Origin of the sequence: Mesorhizobium sp. M0408 (genome assembly GCF_040321495.1) — a bacterium.
In the GTDB taxonomy this organism is placed as follows: domain Bacteria; phylum Pseudomonadota; class Alphaproteobacteria; order Rhizobiales; family Rhizobiaceae; genus Mesorhizobium.
Genome location: NZ_JAMYRO010000013.1, coordinates 25230 through 42997, shown reverse-complemented (window position 1 = coordinate 42997; position 17768 = coordinate 25230). Strand labels below are relative to the sequence as shown.

At 61.1% G+C, this 17768-nt stretch carries 20 protein-coding genes; 3 read left to right on the top strand and 17 right to left on the bottom strand.

Annotated features, from left to right (window positions below; translation table 11 throughout):
• The first annotated feature begins 151 nt into the window (after positions 1-151).
• Positions 152-1372: a bifunctional 2-C-methyl-D-erythritol 4-phosphate cytidylyltransferase/2-C-methyl-D-erythritol 2,4-cyclodiphosphate synthase gene (locus tag NKI67_RS16870; protein WP_352636699.1), complete on the top strand. Its 1221-nt coding sequence runs from the start codon at positions 152-154 to the stop codon at positions 1370-1372.
• Positions 1369-1878 (top strand): CinA family protein, encoded by a 510-nt coding sequence (locus NKI67_RS16865; protein WP_352593871.1) that lies wholly within the window; start codon positions 1369-1371, stop codon positions 1876-1878. The genes NKI67_RS16870 and NKI67_RS16865 overlap by 4 nt, the downstream gene beginning before the upstream one ends.
• Here the strand turns inward: NKI67_RS16865 and NKI67_RS16860 are convergent.
• From NKI67_RS16860 to eno, 11 genes are all read right to left on the bottom strand, one after another.
• Complete coding sequence (locus NKI67_RS16860; RefSeq protein ID WP_023675079.1) at positions 1854-2315, bottom strand: type II toxin-antitoxin system RatA family toxin; 462 nt, start codon at positions 2313-2315, stop codon at positions 1854-1856. The two genes, NKI67_RS16865 and NKI67_RS16860, sit on opposite strands and share 25 nt — an antisense overlap.
• A gap of 12 nt (positions 2316-2327) precedes the next feature.
• Entirely contained in the window at positions 2328-3293 is a 966-nt protein-coding gene (gene lipA, locus NKI67_RS16855; protein ID WP_023675080.1) for a lipoyl synthase, read from the bottom strand.
• 137 nt (positions 3294-3430) lie between these two features.
• Positions 3431-3688: a GlsB/YeaQ/YmgE family stress response membrane protein gene (locus NKI67_RS16850; protein WP_023675081.1), complete on the bottom strand. Its 258-nt coding sequence runs from the start codon at positions 3686-3688 to the stop codon at positions 3431-3433.
• Positions 3689-3786: 98 nt separating this feature from the next.
• Positions 3787-5232, bottom strand: coding sequence for a dihydrolipoyl dehydrogenase (gene lpdA / locus NKI67_RS16845; RefSeq protein WP_023675082.1), 1446 nt, complete (start codon positions 5230-5232; stop codon positions 3787-3789).
• Between the two features lie 11 nt (positions 5233-5243).
• Positions 5244-5882, bottom strand: coding sequence for an SGNH/GDSL hydrolase family protein (locus NKI67_RS16840; RefSeq protein WP_023675083.1), 639 nt, complete (start codon positions 5880-5882; stop codon positions 5244-5246).
• Positions 5879-6298 carry a hypothetical protein gene (locus NKI67_RS16835; protein WP_023675084.1) on the bottom strand — a complete coding sequence of 140 codons (420 nt, stop codon included), beginning with the start codon at positions 6296-6298 and terminating at the stop codon, positions 5879-5881. The genes NKI67_RS16840 and NKI67_RS16835 overlap by 4 nt, the downstream gene beginning before the upstream one ends.
• Before the next feature lie 18 nt (positions 6299-6316).
• Entirely contained in the window at positions 6317-7693 is a 1377-nt protein-coding gene (locus tag NKI67_RS16830) for a pyruvate dehydrogenase complex dihydrolipoamide acetyltransferase (RefSeq protein ID WP_023675085.1), read from the bottom strand.
• A gap of 18 nt (positions 7694-7711) precedes the next feature.
• Complete coding sequence (locus NKI67_RS16825) at positions 7712-9115, bottom strand: pyruvate dehydrogenase complex E1 component subunit beta (protein ID WP_023675086.1); 1404 nt, start codon at positions 9113-9115, stop codon at positions 7712-7714.
• A gap of 15 nt (positions 9116-9130) precedes the next feature.
• Entirely contained in the window at positions 9131-10120 is a 990-nt protein-coding gene (gene pdhA / locus NKI67_RS16820; RefSeq protein WP_245274631.1) for a pyruvate dehydrogenase (acetyl-transferring) E1 component subunit alpha, read from the bottom strand.
• A gap of 222 nt (positions 10121-10342) precedes the next feature.
• On the bottom strand, positions 10343-10663 hold the full coding sequence (locus tag NKI67_RS16815) for an FtsB family cell division protein (RefSeq protein WP_023675088.1): 321 nt from the start codon (positions 10661-10663) through the stop codon (positions 10343-10345).
• Between the two features lie 134 nt (positions 10664-10797).
• Positions 10798-12072 carry a phosphopyruvate hydratase gene (eno, locus tag NKI67_RS16810; RefSeq protein ID WP_023675089.1) on the bottom strand — a complete coding sequence of 425 codons (1275 nt, stop codon included), beginning with the start codon at positions 12070-12072 and terminating at the stop codon, positions 10798-10800.
• A 203-nt stretch (positions 12073-12275) separates the two neighbouring features.
• Between eno and NKI67_RS16805 the strand changes: the two genes are divergently transcribed.
• The gene (locus tag NKI67_RS16805) at positions 12276-12398 is read left to right on the top strand and encodes a hypothetical protein (RefSeq protein ID WP_023675090.1); all 123 of its coding nucleotides are present in this window, start codon (positions 12276-12278) and stop codon (positions 12396-12398) included.
• Positions 12399-12474: 76 nt separating this feature from the next.
• Here NKI67_RS16805 and NKI67_RS16800 read toward each other — a convergent pair whose 3' ends face one another.
• The 6 genes from NKI67_RS16800 to NKI67_RS16775 form a co-directional block, all read right to left on the bottom strand.
• Positions 12475-12840, bottom strand: a complete 366-nt coding sequence (locus NKI67_RS16800) for a PRC-barrel domain-containing protein (protein WP_023675091.1) — start codon at positions 12838-12840, stop codon at positions 12475-12477.
• A 122-nt stretch (positions 12841-12962) separates the two neighbouring features.
• Positions 12963-13814, bottom strand: a complete 852-nt coding sequence (gene kdsA, locus NKI67_RS16795) for a 3-deoxy-8-phosphooctulonate synthase (RefSeq protein WP_352568595.1) — start codon at positions 13812-13814, stop codon at positions 12963-12965.
• The gene (locus NKI67_RS16790; RefSeq protein WP_352568594.1) at positions 13811-14698 is read right to left on the bottom strand and encodes a VOC family protein; all 888 of its coding nucleotides are present in this window, start codon (positions 14696-14698) and stop codon (positions 13811-13813) included. The genes kdsA and NKI67_RS16790 overlap by 4 nt, the downstream gene beginning before the upstream one ends.
• A 96-nt stretch (positions 14699-14794) precedes the next feature.
• Entirely contained in the window at positions 14795-15082 is a 288-nt protein-coding gene (locus NKI67_RS16785) for a Dabb family protein (RefSeq protein WP_254817185.1), read from the bottom strand.
• 103 nt (positions 15083-15185) lie between these two features.
• Positions 15186-15320 (bottom strand): hypothetical protein, encoded by a 135-nt coding sequence (locus NKI67_RS16780; protein ID WP_292655342.1) that lies wholly within the window; start codon positions 15318-15320, stop codon positions 15186-15188.
• Between the two features lie 367 nt (positions 15321-15687).
• Positions 15688-17667, bottom strand: a complete 1980-nt coding sequence (locus NKI67_RS16775; protein WP_352646046.1) for a bifunctional 2',3'-cyclic-nucleotide 2'-phosphodiesterase/3'-nucleotidase — start codon at positions 17665-17667, stop codon at positions 15688-15690.
• Positions 17668-17768: the final 101 nt, after the last annotated feature.

Here is a 17768-nt window from a genome sequence, read left to right as displayed (position 1 = left end):
CACATTCTCTAGCCAGAACGACGGCAATGTGCAACGCGCAATGTCGTGACATTAAGGCGCATTTGGGAAAAAAAGGATCGCCGGATAGCATCAATCCTAGGTCTTCCGAAAGCGATACCACTTTTCGGGATCATGCGCTAAGCGTCTCGGCATGAGAGATGTGAGCGAAAAGCAAGCTGCGGACGACAAGGTCGCGGTGGTCATCGTTGCCGCCGGCCGCGGCGCGCGCGCCGGACAGGCCAATGGGCCGAAGCAGTACCAGCAGATTGGCGGCGGCGCCGTTATCGCACGCACGCTCGACGCCTTTCTGACGCATCCGAAGATTGGACCTGTCGTCGTTGCTATCCATGCCGACGACGGCGCGCTTTTTCGCCGTGCGGCGGGTGCGAACGCCGACCGTGTCGTCGCGGTGACCGGCGGTACGTCACGGCAGGAGTCCGTCCGGCTTGGACTGCTGGCGTTAAGAAGCCATGCGCCGGGCCGGGTGCTGATCCATGATGCGGCTCGGCCGTTTGTCGACGCGGAACTGATAGACCGCACGATCGCCGCCATTGGCGAGCGCCAGGGAGCACTGCCTGCCTTGCCCGTTGCCGATACGCTCAAGCGCGAAACGGCCGAAGGCATGATCGGCGAAACCGTGTCCAGGGCCGGGCTTCATGCCGCACAGACACCGCAAGGCTTTCCGTTCTGGCCGATCCTGGCTGCGCACGAAAAGGCTCATCATCTGGGCAAAGCGGATTTCACGGACGATGCGGCAATCGCCGAATGGGCGCATATTCCGGTGAAGATCGTTCCCGGCTCGCCGGACAATGTCAAACTGACCTGGGCAAGGGATATTGCGATGGCGGATCAGCGGCTTTCCGGGGGGGCACGTTTTCCGGACATCCGAACCGGCAATGGCTATGACGTCCATGCCTTCGAGCCCGGCGACCATGTCACCCTGTGCGGTGTAGCTATTCCGCACGGCAAGAAATTGTCCGGCCATTCGGATGCCGATGTCGGTCTCCACGCCTTGACCGACGCCCTGCTGGCCACCTGCGGCGCCGGTGACATCGGCACGCATTTCCCGCCCTCCGACCCGCAGTGGAAAGGGGCCGCTTCACGCATCTTCGTCGAACACGCGGTGAAGCTGGTGCGCGAGGGCGGCGGGCGCATTGCCAACGCCGACATCACCCTGATCTGCGAGGCGCCGCGCGTCGGCCCACATCGCGAGGCCATGACCGAAGCGCTTTCGGCAATGCTGCGAATTTCGCGCGATCGCATCTCGATCAAGGCGACAACCAATGAGAAGCTCGGCTTCGTCGGCCGTGAGGAAGGCATAGCGGCCATCGCGACTGCCAGCGTTGTGTTTCCAGGGGATGTCCCTGAATGAGCAATAGCGGTCTCGCAGATGTCCTGCTTAAGGCCTGCCAGCAGCGCGGCATGATGCTGGCGACGGCGGAGAGCTGCACCGGCGGCATGATCATCGCCGCGCTGACCGACATCGCCGGCTCTTCCGCGGTGGTCGATCGCGGCTTCATCACCTATTCCAACCGGGCCAAGACCGAGATGCTCGGCGTCTCGGCCGCTACGCTCGAGGCGCACGGCGCGGTCTCGCGCGAGACTGCGGTGGAGATGGCGGCCGGAGCCTTGACGCATTCGCCGGCCGGGCTCGCCCTGGCGGTGACCGGCATCGCCGGTCCGGACGGCGGCTCTGCGGAAAAACCTGTCGGCCTGGTCTGGTTCGGCGTTGCCGTGGCTGGCCGGCCGGTAGTCAGCGAATGCCAGCTGTTCGCCGACAAGGGCCGTGATTTCATCCGCCGGGAGACGGTCCGACATGCGCTTGAACTGGGTCTACGCGCGCTCGCCGCGGATCAGGCTGCCGATGGCGCGCCGTAGATGATTTCGGCACGTTTCTCGAACGCCTCGGAGAACATGCGGAAGGCGCGGTCGAACATGGTTCCCATGAGCGCACCCAGAATGCGGCTCTTGAACTCATAGTCGATAAAGAAACAGACGTTGCAACCGCCGCCGTCCGCCGGGTCGAAGCGCCAGACATTGCTGAGATATTTGAACGGGCCGTCGATGTATTTGACGTCGATGGCGTTCTCGTCAGGCTTCAGCAGCACCTGCGTGGTGAAAGTCTCGCGGATCGCCTTGTAGCCGATGCTCATGTCCGCGATGAGCAGGGTGCGTCCGTTGCGTTCCTTGCGCGAACGAACCGTAAGTGCCTCGCAAAGCGGCAGGAATTGCGGATAGGATTCGATATCGGCAACCAGAGCGAACATCTGTTCCGGCGTATGCGCAACGCGGCTATGGGCTTCGAATTGTGGCATGAAACCAGTGTGTTAGGCGGACTTCCTGAGAAACGCTTCGCGCGCCGCGCGCAACCTAGCAAAGTCGTCCCCGGCATGGTGCGACGAGCGCGTCAGCGGGCTCGACGCTACCAGCAGGAAGCCCTTGGTCCTGCCGATCGTCTCAAAGGACTTGAATTCCTCCGGCGTGACGAAGCGGATCACCGGATGGTGCTTCTTCGACGGCTGCAGATATTGGCCGATGGTCATGAAGTCGACATTGGCCGAACGCAAATCGTCCATCAGCTGCAGGATTTCGTTCCGCTCCTCGCCAAGGCCGACCATGATACCGGACTTGGTGAAGATCGAGGGATCGAGTTCCTTGACCCGCTGCAAGAGCCTGATCGAGTGGAAATAGCGCGCACCCGGCCGAACAGTCAGATAGTTCGACGGAACGGTCTCGAGATTATGGTTGAAAACGTCCGGCTTGGCCGCCACGACGATCTCCAGTGCACCGTCCTTGCGCAGGAAATCGGGCGTCAGGATTTCGATTGTCGTCGACGGGGTTGCTGCCCTGATCGCACGGATGACATCGGCAAAATGCTGGGCCCCGCCATCGGCGAGATCGTCGCGATCGACGGAGGTGATGACGACATGGCTCAAGCCCATTTGCTTGACCGCATGCGCGACACGCGCCGGCTCGTCGGGATCGAGTGCGGTCGGGATGCCGGTGGCGACATTGCAAAAGGCGCAGGCCCGCGTGCAGATGTCGCCCATGATCATGAAGGTGGCGTGCTTCTTCTCCCAGCACTCGCCGATATTGGGGCAGCCCGCCTCTTCGCAAACCGTCACCAGTTTGTGAGACTTCACGATTTCGCGCGTCTCGGCATAGCCTTTCGACATCGGCGCCTTGACGCGGATCCAGTCAGGCTTGCGCAGTACGTCCTGATCCGGCTTGTGCGCCTTTTCGGGATGCCGCAGGCGCGGCGCATTGGCAATCGTGTCGAGGACGGTGACCATGTGAAACCCGGCTCATTGGCAAGCGCTTGTCCAGCGCTCGCTCTACCCACGTCATCTAGGACTTTTCGGCGAAAAGAAAAAGGCCGCGATCACGCATGCCGCGGTGGCCTTTTTCGCATAGCAAGTGCCGACAGAGGTTAGCGGCGTACCAGTCGTCCGACCGCAATCAGAATGCAGGCACCGATGAAGCCGGTGATCAGATAGGCGATCCAGCCGACGCCGAAGATGCCGATGTTCAGGGCCTGCAAGATGGCATTCAACACGATTGCGCCGACAATGCCGAGAACGATGTTCATGAGGATGCCGGTATTGCTCTTCATGACCATCTCGGCGAGCCATCCCGCCAGGCCGCCGATGATGATGGCTGCAACCCAGCCCACGCCGTTCATTTCCATATGCCCTCTCCTTGTATGATGGATGATGCCTGCGAAACGAATTGCTCTGCCGTCGAGTTCCTTTGTGTCTTCCGTGTGAGACTCGCCCAACTAATTTATCATGCATTCAGTGCGCGGCCATAGGCGTCGAGTACACTCTCCTTCATCATCTCCGACAGCGTCGGGTGCGGGAAGATCGTGTGCATCAGCTCTTCCTCGGTGGTCTCCAGATTCATCGCCACGACGAAGCCCTGGATCAGTTCGGTTACTTCTGCGCCGACCATGTGGGCACCCAGCAACTGGCCGGTCTTCTTGTCGAAAATGGTCTTGACGAAGCCTTGGTCCTCGCCGAGCGCAATCGCCTTGCCGTTTGCGGCGAACTGGAAGCGGCCGACGCGGATGTCCTTGCCATCGGCGTTCGCTTTGGCTTCCGTCAGTCCGACCGAGGCGACTTGCGGATTGCAATAGGTGCAGCCCGGGATCTTCAGCTTGTCAATGGCATGCACGCCGGGGAAATTGGCGATCTTTTCCACGCACACCACGCCCTCATGCTCGGCCTTGTGGGCGAGCATCGGCGGTCCGGCGACATCGCCGATGGCATAGATGCCGGGCACGTTGGTCTTGCCGTAGCCGTCGACGACGACGCAGCCGCGTTCGGTCTTCACGCCGAGCGCCTCGAGGCCGAGATTCTCGATGTTGCCCTGTACGCCGACGGCCGAGATCATGCGGTCGGCGGTGATCTTCTCGACCTTGCCGTCCTTCATCTCGACATGCGCGGTGACCGAGTTAGTGCCCTTCTCGACCTTGGTCACCTTGGCTTCTAAGATGATCTTCATGCCCTGCTTCTCGAACTGCTTCTGCGCGAATTTCGAGACCTCGGCGTCCTCGACCGGCATCACAGCCGGCAGCAGTTCGACCACCGTCACCTCGGCGCCCATGGTGCGGTAGAACGAGGCGAACTCGATGCCGATGGCGCCCGAGCCCATCACCAGCAGCGATTTCGGCATCTCTTTCGGCACCATCGCCTCGAAATAGGTCCAGATCAACTTGCCGTCAGGCTCGATGCCGGGCAGCGCGCGCGGCCTGGCGCCGGTCGCCAGGATGATGTGCTTGGCGCTATAGGTGCCCTCGCCCTTGACGCCCTTGGGCGCCGGCGGCTGCGGCTCCATCGGCTTCTTCGACGATTTCGACACGACGATCTCGCCAGGTTTGGTCAGCTTGGCTTCGCCCCAGATGACGTCGACCTTGTTCTTCTTCATCAGGAAGCCGACGCCGCCGTTGAGCCGCAGCGAGACCTTTCGCGAGCGATCGACGACGGCGGCTGTGTCGACGCCGACCTTGCCATCGATCTTCAGGCCGTAGTCCTTCAGATGATCCGAATAGTGCATGATCTCGGCGGAGCGCAGCAGCGCTTTGGTCGGAATGCAGCCCCAGTTGAGGCAGATGCCGCCCAAGTGCTCGCGCTCGACGATCGCCGTCTTGAAGCCAAGCTGGGCCGAACGCACTGCAGTGACATAGCCGCCGGGGCCGGAGCCGATGATGATGACGTCGTAGTTCTCAGCCACGGCTTTCTCCTTCACAATTCCAACATGAGGCGCACGAGCGGCGCCAGCGCTTGCCCGACGTTCCGCGTGTTTTCCGCGTCCAGGTGGACGCCGTCGAGCGGCGTGGTTTTGGCCACCGTGCCGGCATCGAAGAAGCCGCAGCCGGCCTCGTCGGCAAGGGCGGAATATTGCGGCGCCAGCCGCTTTGACGCGTCATCGCCGCCGGCGAACATTTCCTTGAACTCGGCGTTTTCCGTGCGGCTGACTACGGGCGGCGCGACGATCAGGATCTGCGGCGCCGGCCAATCGAACGGGTAATCATGACCGCGCACGATATCGATCAGGCGTTGCATACCTTGTTTGGCCGCGACCGGATTACCGTGAATCCACGGCTTCATATCGTTGGCGCCGAGCATGATGACGATCAAGTCGATCGGCGCATGCGTCGTCAGGATTGTTGGCAACAGCCTTGCGCCATTGCGGTCCGCTCCGGCCAAGTGATCGTCAAAGGCGGTGGTTCGGCCATTCAGGCCTTCGGCGATGACCTCGACGCCGCTGCCCAATGCCGCCTGCAGCACGCTCGGCCAGCGATCTTCCAGCGGATGCCGGCCGAGGTTTGCCGCGTCATAGCCCCAGGTAAGCGAATCGCCGTAGCAGAGGACCGTCTTCATGTGCCTGCCCCGCCGAAACCTGGTTGCGAGCGCGCCAATCGCCAGCGCACGAAAAGCCACTGGACCAGCACCGTAGCGATGCCTGGCAGGACGAGACCGGCGACGATAGGAAGATCGCCCGACCACTCGCGCTTGCCCGGCGGCTGGGAGAAAGTCCAGCCGATCAGGGAAACTCCAACGAGCACAAAAGATGCTACCCCTATGGTCGCGGTCAGTTTTGTTGCCCGTCGTGGGTCCGACATGAATTGTGCGATGAAGAATGCGAGCGTCGCGAAGATGGTGACGAGAGCCGAGATCATGAATACAAGGATGTACTCCACGTCGGCCTTGGTGGCGACGGCGAGCCACTGCACCACCAATCCGCCGGCCAAACCGGAAAGAAAGAAGGCAAAAAGGCTGGTGAAGAATTTCCGCACCGCCCTGTTTCCCTTCTCTTAAACCAGCATGCCCATTGGATTTTCGATCATACGCTTGAAGGCGACGAGCAGCTCGGCGCCGAGCGCACCGTCGACGGCGCGGTGATCGGTCGACAGCGTCACCGACATGATTGTGGCGATCTTGATCTCGCCGTTCTTGACCACTGCGCGTTGCTCGCCGGCGCCGACCGCAAGGATCGTCGCATGCGGCGGGTTGATGACGGCAGAAAAATCCTTGATGCCGAACATGCCGAGATTGGACACCGCCGTGGTGCCGCCCTGATATTCTTCCGGCTTCAGCTTGCGGCTGCGGGCGCGGCCGGCAAGATCCTTCATCTCGTTGGAGATGACGGACATCGTCTTTTCGTCAGCACGCCGGATGATCGGGGTGATCAGGCCGCCGGGGATCGATACGGCAACGCCGACATCGGCGTGCTTGTGTTTGATCATGGCGTTTTCTGTCCACGACGCATTGGCATCCGGAACCGCCATCAGCGCCATGGCAAGAGCCTTGATGACCATGTCGTTGACCGACAGCTTGTAGGCCGGCGTTTCGCCCTTCTCGGTCTTCTTCACCGGCGCGGCCGCATTGATCTGCGTGCGCAGGGCCAGAAGTGCGTCGAGCTCGCAGTCGAGCGTCAGATAGAAATGCGGGATGGTGGTCTTGGCTTCGACCAGCCGCCTCGCAATGGTCTTGCGCATATTGTCGTGCGGGATCAGCTCGTAGGAGCCTTCGGCAAACAGTTTGAGCACCTGCTCGTCCGACATCGCCTTGGGTGCTGCGGCCGCAGGTGCCGGAGCGCCGGCGGGCGCCGCTTTTGCTGCTGGTGCCGCCTTGGCGCCGCCACTGGAAATTGCGGCATCGACATCGGCCTTTACTACGCGGCCGCGGGGGCCGGAGCCTGTCAGCGCCGCGACATCGACGCCGGCTTCCCTGGCAATGCGCCGGGCCAGCGGCGAGGCGAAGATGCGCTCACCGCTTGCGTGGCCGTTGGCGACCGGCACCGCTTCCGCCTTAGGCGCAGGTGCGGCAGGCTCCTGCTTCGACGCTTCGGGCTTTGATGTTTCAGCTTTGGGGGCTTCCGCTTTCGGAGCCTCAGCCTTGGCCGGCGCAGCGCCATCACCGCTTTTGGCGGCAGAAGCAGCATCCTCGCCCTCGGCAGCCAGCACCGCGATCAGCGCATTGACCTTGACGCCTTCTGTGCCGGCCGGAACCACCAGCTTGGCGACCGTGCCCTCGTCGACGGCTTCGACTTCCATCGTCGCCTTGTCGGTCTCGATCTCGGCAATCACGTCGCCGGGCGAAACTTTATCGCCTTCCTTGACCAGCCACTTGGAAAGATTGCCCTCTTCCATTGTGGGCGACAGCGCCGGCATGGTGATGTTGATCGGCATTTTGTCCTCCCGCCCTGCTCAGCGATACGTGACGGCTTTGACCGCCTCGACGACCTCGCCGACATTGGGCAGCGCCAGCTTTTCGAGGTTCGCCGCATAGGGCATCGGCACGTCCTTGCCGGCAATTGTAATGACCGGTGCATCGAGGAAATCGAAGGCGCGCTGCGAGACCTGATTGGCGATATGGTCGCCGACCGAGTTCTGCGGAAAGCCTTCCTCGACCACCACGAGGCGATTGGTCTTTTTGACCGAGGCGACGATGGTGTCGAAGTCGAGCGGGCGGATGGTGCGCAAGTCGATGATCTCGGCATCGATGCCCATGCCGCGCAACTCCGCCTCCGCCTTGAGCGCGTAGGTCATGCCGATGCCGAACGAGACGATGGTCACGTCCTTGCCGGATTTGTGAATGCGCGCCTTGCCGATCGGCAGCACGAAATCGTCCATCTTCGGCACGTCGAAGGAGTGGCCGTAGAGGATTTCGTTCTCGAGGAAGATGACCGGGTTCGGGTCGCGGATCGCCGCCTTGAGCAGACCCTTGGCGTCGGCGGCGGTATAAGGCATCACCACCTTCAATCCAGGAATATGGCTGTACCAGGCGGCATAGCACTGCGAATGCTGCGCGGCGACGCGGGCAGCAGCGCCGTTCGGGCCGCGAAAGACGATCGGGGCGCCCATCTGGCCGCCGGACATGTAGAGCGTCTTGGCGGCTGAATTGATGATCTGGTCGATCGCCTGCATGGCGAAGTTGAAGGTCATGAATTCGACGATCGGCTTCAGGCCGGCCATCGCCGCGCCAACACCAACGCCGGCAAAGCCGTGCTCGGTGATCGGCGTGTCGACCACGCGTCTCGGACCGAATTCCTGCAACAGGCCCTGTGTGATCTTGTAGGCGCCCTGGTACTCGGCGACTTCCTCGCCCATGACGAAGACGTCGCCGTCGCGGCGCATTTCCTCCGCCATTGCGTCGCGCAAGGCTTCACGCACTGTGGTCGAGACCATTTCGGTGCCGGCCGGGATGTCCGGATCGGCGGCAATTTCCAACCTGGGCGCAGCGGCAACAGGTGCTGCCGCTTCGCTCTTGGCCGCAGCAGCCGCGGGGGCCGGAGCGGCAGCGGGCGCTGCTGCTTGCGCCTCAACAGCCTCCTCGCCGATACCTTCGCCTGCCTCGTCGATGTCTTCGCCATCGACGGCCAGCACAGCGATCAGCGTGTTGACCTTGACACCTTCGGTGCCGGCAGGAACCACGATCTTGGCAAGCGTGCCGTCGTCCACGGCTTCGACTTCCATCGTTGCCTTGTCGGTCTCAATCTCGGCAATGGCGTCACCCGCCGCGACCTTGTCGCCCTCTTTCTTCAACCACTTGGAAACATTACCCTCTTCCATGGTCGGCGAGAGGGCGGGCATGAGAATTTCGATCGGCATGTCCTTGCCCTCTCGTTAAAGTACGATGTCGGTCCAGAGCTCGGACGGATCCGGCTCCGCGTCGTTCTGGGCAAATTCTGCGGCGTCGGCGACAACGTCGCGGACTTCCTTGTCGATGGCCTTGAGCTCGTCCTCGCTTGCCCATTTCTTGTCGAGCAGCCGCGCTTTGACCTGCTCGATCGGGTCACGTTCGGAGCGCATTTTCTGCACTTCTTCCTTGGAGCGGTATTTTGCCGGATCCGACATCGAATGGCCGCGGTAACGATAGGTCTGCATTTCGAGAATGAGCGGCCCGTTGCCGGCGCGGCACCATTCGGCGGCGAGGTCGCCGGCTGCCTTTACAGCGCGCACATCCATGCCGTCGACCTGGATGCCTGGAATCTTGAAGGACGCGCCGCGGTGCGAGAAATCCGTCTCGGCCGACGAGCGCGAGACCGAGGTGCCCATGGCGTAGCGGTTGTTCTCGATGATGTAGATCACCGGAAGCTTCCACAGCGAGGCCATGTTGAAGCTTTCGTAGACCTGGCCCTGGTTCGCCGCGCCATCGCCGAAATAGGTCAGCGTCACATTGTTGTTGCCGCGATAGCGGTTGGCGAAGGCAATGCCGGTGCCGAGCGACACTTGCGCGCCGACGATGCCGTGGCCGCCGTAAAAATGCTTCTCCTTGGAGAACATGTGCATGGAGCCGCCCTTGCCTCTCGACAGGCCGCTACGGCGCCCGGTCAGTTCGGCCATGACGCCGCGCGGTGACAACTCCATGGCCAGCATATGACCATGGTCGCGATAGGCGGTGATCATCTGGTCGCCGTCGATCAGCGCCATCTTCATGCCGGTAACGACCGCTTCCTGGCCGATGTAGAGGTGGCAGAAACCGCCGATGAAGCCCATTCCGTAAAGCTGGCCGGCCTTTTCCTCGAAGCGGCGGATGAGCAGCATGTGCCGGTAGGCGGCAAGCTCCTGGTCTTTGGTGAATTCAACAGGCTTCGGGGTGGAAAGGCCCGGCATCTTGCCGTCTGATTTGGATTTGGCAGGCGCTTTTCTGGTGGCGGTGGCCATGCATCACTCCCTGTTGGCGTCTCTTGGCGGACAGCGAGGGAGATCAGTTCTCCCACCGATTTGAGGCAGGCTAACATGCAGGGAAGGCTTTCGCCATGCCGAAAACGCATGGCTGTCATGCATCTAAGCAATTAAAATCATTGCAAATATCGCTGATTAACTGAGATCAGGTTATCTTGCGACCGGCAGCATGATGGTGATCTCGTCGGCGTGGGACAGATTAAGCGCCTTGCGCGCCTGCTCGTCCAGCATGTCCTTCTCCAGCGTGCCCTCATGCATCAGCTGAACGCGGCGCTCGAGATCGATCCGGCGCGCCCTGACGGCATCGAGCCTGCCCTGCAATTCGGCAGTCTCAGCTTCGAGCTGATACTTGGAATAGATGCCGAACTCGCCATGATAGGCATGGAAACCGAAATAAGTCAGGAACACCACGCAGAGCGAGGGGATGATCAGCCGGCCGGTGTTTCTTTGCTTGTGCTGGCGTGTCCACATGGTCCGAATCCTCTACGCCGCCTTTGTCGCCCGATTGTGCTTAATGGACGGTTACAGCCTGTTGGATTCAGAGCCTGGAAGCAAAAAAGGGCGGGAATGTCCCCGCCCTCGTCGCCACGGATTTTCTCTCGAAATCAGCTTTTCACGATCGACTTGCCGGCATATCGCGCCTGCTTGCCGAGCTCCTCCTCAATGCGGATAAGCTGGTTGTACTTGGCCATGCGATCCGAGCGCGACAGCGAGCCCGTCTTGATCTGCCCGCAATTGGTGGCAACGGCGAGGTCGGCGATGGTCGAATCCTCGGTCTCGCCCGAGCGGTGCGACATCACCGCGGTATAGCCGGCCTTGTGCGCGGTCTCGACGGCGTCGAGCGTTTCGGTAAGCGAGCCGATCTGGTTGACCTTGACCAGGATCGAATTGGCGACACCCATGCGGATGCCGTCGCGCAGCCGCGCCGTGTTGGTGACGAACAGATCGTCGCCAACCAGCTGCGTTTGCTTGCCGATGAGATCAGTCAGTATTTTCCAACCGTCCCAGTCATCCTCGGCCAGGCCGTCCTCAATGGTGATGATCGGGTAGTCGGCAGCGAGTTTGGCTAGATATTTGGCCTGCGCCTTCGGGTCGCGGGTTTTCCTCTCGCCTTCATAGACGTAGTTGCCATCCTTGAAGAATTCGGTCGCCGCGCAGTCGAGGCCTAGCGCAACCTCCTCGCCGGGCTTGAAGCCAGCCTGCTCGATCGATTCCATGATGAAGTCGAGCGCGGCCGGCGCGCTCTTCAGGTTGGGGGCAAAGCCGCCCTCGTCGCCGACATTGGTGTTATGGCCGGCGTCCTTCAGCTTCTTTCGCAGCGTATGAAAGATCTCCGAGCCCCAGCGCACGCCGTCGCGCAGCGTCGGCGCGCCGATCGGCAGGATCATGAATTCCTGGAAATCGATCGGGTTGTCGGCATGCGCGCCGCCATTGATGATGTTCATCATAGGCACCGGCAGCACATGGGCCTTGGTGCCGCCGACATAACGATAGAGCGGCAGGTCGGCCGCTTCGGCCGCGGCCTTGGCCACAGCCAGCGACACGCCGAGGATGGCATTGGCGCCGAGCCGGCTCTTGTTGGGCGTACCATCGAGCTCGATCATGGTCTGGTCGATATGGATCTGATTCTCTGCCTCCATGCCGCCGATCGCCTCGAACAGCTCGCCGTTCACCGCCTCGACCGCCGTGAGCACGCCCTTGCCGAGATAGCGGGGGCCGCCATCGCGCAGTTCGACCGCCTCATGCGCGCCGGTCGAGGCGCCGGACGGCACCGCGGCGCGACCCATCGAGCCGTCTTCGAGCACGACGTCGACCTCGACGGTCGGATTTCCGCGGCTGTCCAGGATTTCACGCCCGACAATGTCGATGATGGCCGTCATTGCGATGTCCCCGATTGATCGATTGAAGCGTCGCGCACCTCTTAGCCAAAGCGCCGCAAAACGCAATCGGGGCACTTGCAAATATTGCCCGTGCGCTACGGGATTCACGAAGCACGAAGCGCTGTCATCATTTGTCATACGCGGCATGCCGGTTTCTGGTTTATGGCTGTTGTCGCGCGGGGCGAAACAGGAGGAGTTTCGCCATGTCCCAGTTGAGCGGTATTGTGAGTTTGTTCCTGATCGCGGCTGCGTTCCTGACGTCGTGCGACAATCAGCAACCCCCGCAGGGATCGTCGCCTTTGCCGGCCGTGCAGATTGCGCAGTAGCATCCCGCCACATCGAAGGCCCCCGATTTCCCGGGGGCCTTTTTGATTCCAGGAGACTTAGTCAGTGCCAGTAAGGTCAGTGCCAGTAAGGCTCGACCTTGTAGTAGTTGTATGAGGCGTCACGCGCGGCCTCGCCGTCGGCGCCGGTCAGCTCGTTGATCGAATAGGAAGGAGCGGCCATCAGCTGGTCTTTGGTGAACGGCACGACATAGCCGCCCTTGTTCTCATCATAGTCAAGGCTCGCCCACGGAATGGCGTGGTATTTCTCGCCGATGCCGAGAAATCCGCCAAAACCGATCACGGCAAACATGATTCCGTTCGACAGTTTGTCGAGCATGACATCCTCGATGTCGCCGATATGAGTGCCTTCCGTATTGTAGACCGATGTGCCGATAACCCGCGAAGCGGCGATGGCTTCGGTGTGTCCCGTCTGGGTCGTCATGGTGTGCTCCTCGTCGTCGTTGACATTAGATTTTGACAATGAGGGCCGCGGGCTAAGGTTCCAGGCGGGTTCGAAATTCTTCAAAGTTTTCTTGGCCGCGCTGCTGTGGCGCAACTGCTGGTTCAACCCACGCTTTTGGCGATGCGATCGAACGCCATCAGCCGTTCAAGCAATGCGGGAAGATCCTTCAGCGGCACCATGTTGGGACCGTCGGAAGGCGCGTTGTCGGGGTCCTGGTGCGTCTCGATGAAGACGCCGGCTACGCCAACCGCGACGGCCGCGCGCGCCAGCGTCTCGACAAAGCGCCGGTCACCTCCAGACGAACCGCCCTGCCCACCCGGCTGCTGCACGGAATGGGTGGCATCGAAAATCACCGGCGCGCCGATCTCGGCCATGATCGGCAGCGCCCGCATGTCGGACACCAGGGTGTTGTAACCAAAGGATGCGCCGCGCTCGGTGACCAAGACATTGGCGTTGCCGGAGCCGATGATCTTGGCGACGACGTTCTTCATGTCCCACGGCGCGAGGAATTGCCCCTTCTTCACATTGACCACCTTGCCGGTTCTTGCCGCAGCAATCAGCAAATCGGTCTGCCGGCTAAGGAAGGCAGGAATCTGCAGGATATCAACATGCGGCGCGACGATCGCGCATTGTTCCTCGGTATGGACGTCAGTCAGGATCGGCAGCGAAAAATTCTTGCGCAAATCGTCGAAGATCGGCATTGCCGCTTCAAGTCCCGCACCGCGCGTGCCGCCAAGCGAGGTGCGATTGGCCTTGTCGTAACTGGTCTTGTAGACGAGCCCAATGCCGAGCCTTTCGGTCAGTTCCTTTAGCGCACCGGCCATGTCGAAAGCGTGCTGCCGCGATTCCAACTGGCATGGACCGGCGATCAGCGACAGGGGCGCGCTGTTGCCGAAAATGACCTTGCCGACCGCAACGGAAGAGTTCGGCATCAGGGGATTGAGCTTGTTCATGCGATCTCCCGGAAAATGAAGGCTGCGCCCTGCCCTGGCGCCGGCGGCACGATGGTATCACCGCCGCGCATGTGGTGTTCGACGGAATTGGCTGCAAGCAACTTGGCGACGGCATCGCCATGCCTAATCGAAAAGACGATCCCAGCAAAGCGGAGTTCAGATTGCGCCTCGGCAGGAATGCCAAAGCGTGCCGAATAGGCTGCAGGATCCAGAACGGTCACGACGGCATTCGGCAACTCATAGACAGTGCCGCCGCCCTGCGCCTCGATTCCGGCTACGATCGAAATCAAATGGCCTTGTTCGAAAGGTTCGCCACTGACTGCCACGATTTCGACAATGCCGGTTGCGCCATTGGCGTGGGCCTGCAACGCAGTACGGTCGACGTTCGGCGCATTGATCCGCTCGCAGGCGAAGAGAAAAGCGTCCGTTGTCTTGCCTGTAGCCGCGAAGGCCAGTTTGAACGATGCGGTGTCGCTCTTTCCTGTCGCATCAGCGAAGGCGCGCGAAAAACTGAGCATGTCTCCCGCCGACAGTTCGGCTTCGATGAAGCGCGCGTGGTCCGCGGCGGCGCTGTCGGTGCCCAGCGCCACGGCAGAAAATCCTTCATCGCCGTTTTTTTCGCGATAAGTGAGATCACGCCCGACAAAGACATTGCGGTTCGCGATCGCCGTTGCCACAGTCTGTCTGTCGGCGACAGCGAGCGGCTCGAGATAGGTGCCGTCGGTGAGGAAGACACAGCAGTTTTCCGTTCCGAAAGGGTGGATACCTGTCGGCGCAACGGTAAAGCCGAGCGAGGTCAAGCGCGCCCGCGCAACATCGAGGCTCGCTGTCGGCAGCACCAGGTGATCGAGCGGATGAGGCCTTGCGGGGGTGTTCTCGGTCATGTCCCGCGCGATGTGCCTCATTCCTGAAAATGGTTCAAGGGCTTGGCCGACGTCTCAGCGGCAAGACCACCTCAGCCCGTAGGGGACGGCGGCTCGTCAACTTGCAACGATGTCGGCCGAATAACGCAATTCGCGCAGAGGTTTGACCCGGCTGGTCGTCTCTGCATAGAGCGGATGCGCCTTGTAGGCGGCGAGCGCCGCTTCGTCCTCGAACTCGGCGTAGACGACCACATCGATCTCATCCGAGAGCGGGTCGACCTTGGTGTTGAGCGTTACCTCGAAATGACGCGAATGAGGTATCTTGCCAAGCGCCAGGAGGCCCGTGCGCACTGCCTCGACATCCGCTTTGTGCCGTGCGCTGAAGAAAACGATATGCCGGATCAACCCAGCCTCCTCGACCGTTGGACCGGCGTTCTTTTGTGTCAGCGGGAGCGTGCCGTCAATCGGCAGGTTTGTCGCGTCTGCGAACCGTAGCAGCGAAGAGAAACTACACCATGCTGGTTACATAGTGCACGATGCGGGTCACCTCCCTGACCGTCCTGTCGAGGTAGCGGCCTTGGTTGTAAATGCCGTCCCAGATCAGGAAAAAGGTGACGGTCGTGATGACGATGACATAACGCATGACTAAAACTAGCGCATATGGACGGTTGCAACCATAGCGATTCCGGCCCTGCTGGGACTCTCCCCGAATTTAACGGCCTTTGGTCTGTCCGCTGCGATGCTTGCTGGCCAGAATGGCGCTACCGCTGCAGGGCGCCTTGGAAAGATAACCCCGCTCGGCTTCGACGACCGCTTCCCGCCTCGATCGACCAACTGCCACACGATTATTCCGGTGGGATTTCGACGGACGCGCTGGATCTGGTCATGCCTGCCGTCAAGCGGCGTTTCGCACCACCTGCTTGAAGAGGCCCCCTGTCTCAAACGGATTGGCCGTATCGGCACACTGTCTTAACCCTGAGACAGTTGGAGCCGACGCTCAAATCCTCGCCTCAAAGAGTGATGCGGTACTTGGAAAACCCCGCTTCGCCCTCGCCCGCCGGCTCGATCTTCAGCGACTTCACTTGCGCAATAAACTCTCTCGCCTTGGCGCCGGTCTCGAACACGACGCTGGTTTCCGGCAGCGGCGCAAACGACCAGTTAGCATCCGCCGACGGGTTGATGGTGCCTTCGCTGACGATATAGCGCACGATCACGTCGCGGTTGGTGTCGGGCGCTTCGTAGATGATCTTCGAGGCATTGATCTCCGGGAAATTGCCCCCGCCGCCGGCTCGGTAGTTGTTGGTGGCGACGACGAATTTCCGCATGGGGCCAATTGGTTTGCCGTCGAACATCAAGTCAATGATGCGGGTCGAGCCAGCATTCACCAGCCCGCCCTTCGAATCATATTTCGGTGGCTGCGACAGATCGATCTTGTATGTGACGCCGTCGATCACGTCGAAATTATAAGACGGGAAGTCGGTGTTGATGAGCGCCTGGTCGGCTTTGCCCGGTTCGATCCGGTTGAAGATGCCGGCCGACATTTCCAGCCATTCCTTCACCTCTGCCCCGGTGATTTCGACGGCGCGCACCGTGTTTGGATAGAGGTAGAGGTCGGCGACGTTCTTGATGGCGATATCGCCCACCGGCACGTCGGTGTAATAGTCGGCGCCGTTGCGCCCGCCCGCCTTGAACGGTGCCGCCGCCGACAACAGCGGCATATCCTTCCACTCTGTGTTCTTCAGGATGTCCTTCAAGTACCAGGTCTGCGCCTGGCTGACGATCTGCACCGATGGATCGTCGGCGACCAGCGCAAAATAGGAATAGAGCGGCGCCGAGGTTTTGCCGACCGGCCGGCGCACATAGGCAAGCGTCGCCTCGTGGTCCTGTTTGAGCGCGTCGACGATGCGCTGGTCGTCCGCGACGGTCGGCTTGTTCGTCTTGTCGACCCGCTCAAAAATCGGCCTGGCCTCAGAGGTCGTCGAAACGATTTTCCACGTCGATCCGTCGCGCTCCAGCAACAGATCGATCAGCCCCATGTGCGAGCCCCAGAAGCCGGCCATGACGGCGGGCTTGCCTTGCAATGTGCCTTTCGCCGTATCGACGGCGTCCAGCGACTGAAAGTCCTTCTTGCCGGGGAAGACCAGATGCTGGTGGCCGGTGAACACCGCATCGATACCTTCGACACCGGCAACGAAGAAGGAGGCATTCTCCATCATGTCGCTTTGCTTCACATCGATGCCGGAATGGGAGAGCGCAATGACGATGTCGGCGCCTTCTTCCTTCATTTGCGGCACCCACGCCTTGGCCGCCTCGACGATGTCGCGCGTCTTGACGCTGCCCTCGAGGTTTTTCAGGTCCCAGACCATGATCTGCGGCGGCACGAAGCCGATGATGCCGATCCTGATCGGTTGCTCGGCGCCCGACCCGTCTTTGATGTTCCTTTCGAGGATGACGTAAGGCTTGAGATAAAGCTTGTCGTCGCGCGGGTTCGCGGCGAGCTCCGTGCCGCGGATCAGGTTCGCGCAGACAAACGGGAAATTGGCACCGGCCAGCACCTTGTCCATGAACGACAGGCCATAGTTGAACTCGTGGTTGCCGAGCGTCGAGCATTCGTAGCCGAGCAGGTTCATGCCCTTCATGACCGGATGCAGATCGCCATCCTTCATCCCCCTCTCGTAGGCGATGTAGTCGCCCATCGGGTTGCCTTGCAGAAGGTCGCCATTATCGATCAGCATCGCGTTGGTTGCTTCCTTGCGCACGGCTTCAATCAACGATGCCGTTCGCGACAGCCCCATCGTGTCGTTAGCTTTGTCGGCGTAGTAGTCGTAAGGCAGCACATTCACGTGGATGTCGGTCGTCTCCATAATCCTCAGATGCGCCTGATTGGCTTGAGCCCGGGCGGAGAACGGGTGCAGCATGATCAGCGCTCCGCTGGCGGCAACGCCGGCGAGGAAATCGCGGCGTGAGACGAGGTGGCGCAATTGGGACATTCGTTCTCTCTTCCTTCCACGACGTGACAAGTCCTGCCCGAAGCAAAGCTTCGCGCCGAAATCCAGCCGAGTCCAGAAGCCGATTCCATCAAGAGGAGGTG

Bases quoted from the DNA above. Each gene is read 5' to 3' on its own strand.
- NKI67_RS16775 (WP_352646046.1), bottom strand. From the start codon at position 17,667: ATGTCCCAATTGCGCCACCTCGTCTCACGCCGCGATTTCCTCGCCGGC.
- NKI67_RS16800 (WP_023675091.1), bottom strand. From the start codon at position 12,840: ATGACGACCCAGACGGGACACACCGAAGCCATCGCCGCTTCGCGGGTT.
- NKI67_RS16860 (WP_023675079.1), bottom strand. From the start codon at position 2,315: ATGCCACAATTCGAAGCCCATAGCCGCGTTGCGCATACGCCGGAACAG.
- NKI67_RS16780 (WP_292655342.1), bottom strand. From the start codon at position 15,320: ATGCGTTATGTCATCGTCATCACGACCGTCACCTTTTTCCTGATCTGG.
- NKI67_RS16850 (WP_023675081.1), bottom strand. From the start codon at position 3,688: ATGGAAATGAACGGCGTGGGCTGGGTTGCAGCCATCATCATCGGCGGC.
- NKI67_RS16865 (WP_352593871.1), top strand. From the start codon at position 1,369: ATGAGCAATAGCGGTCTCGCAGATGTCCTGCTTAAGGCCTGCCAGCAG.
- NKI67_RS16830 (WP_023675085.1), bottom strand. From the start codon at position 7,693: ATGCCGATCAACATCACCATGCCGGCGCTGTCGCCCACAATGGAAGAG.
- kdsA (WP_352568595.1), bottom strand. From the start codon at position 13,814: ATGAACAAGCTCAATCCCCTGATGCCGAACTCTTCCGTTGCGGTCGGC.
- NKI67_RS16840 (WP_023675083.1), bottom strand. From the start codon at position 5,882: ATGAAGACGGTCCTCTGCTACGGCGATTCGCTTACCTGGGGCTATGAC.
- lipA (WP_023675080.1), bottom strand. From the start codon at position 3,293: ATGGTCACCGTCCTCGACACGATTGCCAATGCGCCGCGCCTGCGGCAT.
- NKI67_RS16825 (WP_023675086.1), bottom strand. From the start codon at position 9,115: ATGCCGATCGAAATTCTCATGCCCGCCCTCTCGCCGACCATGGAAGAG.
- NKI67_RS16870 (WP_352636699.1), top strand. From the start codon at position 152: ATGAGAGATGTGAGCGAAAAGCAAGCTGCGGACGACAAGGTCGCGGTG.
- NKI67_RS16805 (WP_023675090.1), top strand. From the start codon at position 12,276: ATGTCCCAGTTGAGCGGTATTGTGAGTTTGTTCCTGATCGCGGCTGCG.
- NKI67_RS16790 (WP_352568594.1), bottom strand. From the start codon at position 14,698: ATGACCGAGAACACCCCCGCAAGGCCTCATCCGCTCGATCACCTGGTG.
- NKI67_RS16815 (WP_023675088.1), bottom strand. From the start codon at position 10,663: ATGTGGACACGCCAGCACAAGCAAAGAAACACCGGCCGGCTGATCATC.
- pdhA (WP_245274631.1), bottom strand. From the start codon at position 10,120: ATGCCGGGCCTTTCCACCCCGAAGCCTGTTGAATTCACCAAAGACCAG.
- eno (WP_023675089.1), bottom strand. From the start codon at position 12,072: ATGACGGCCATCATCGACATTGTCGGGCGTGAAATCCTGGACAGCCGC.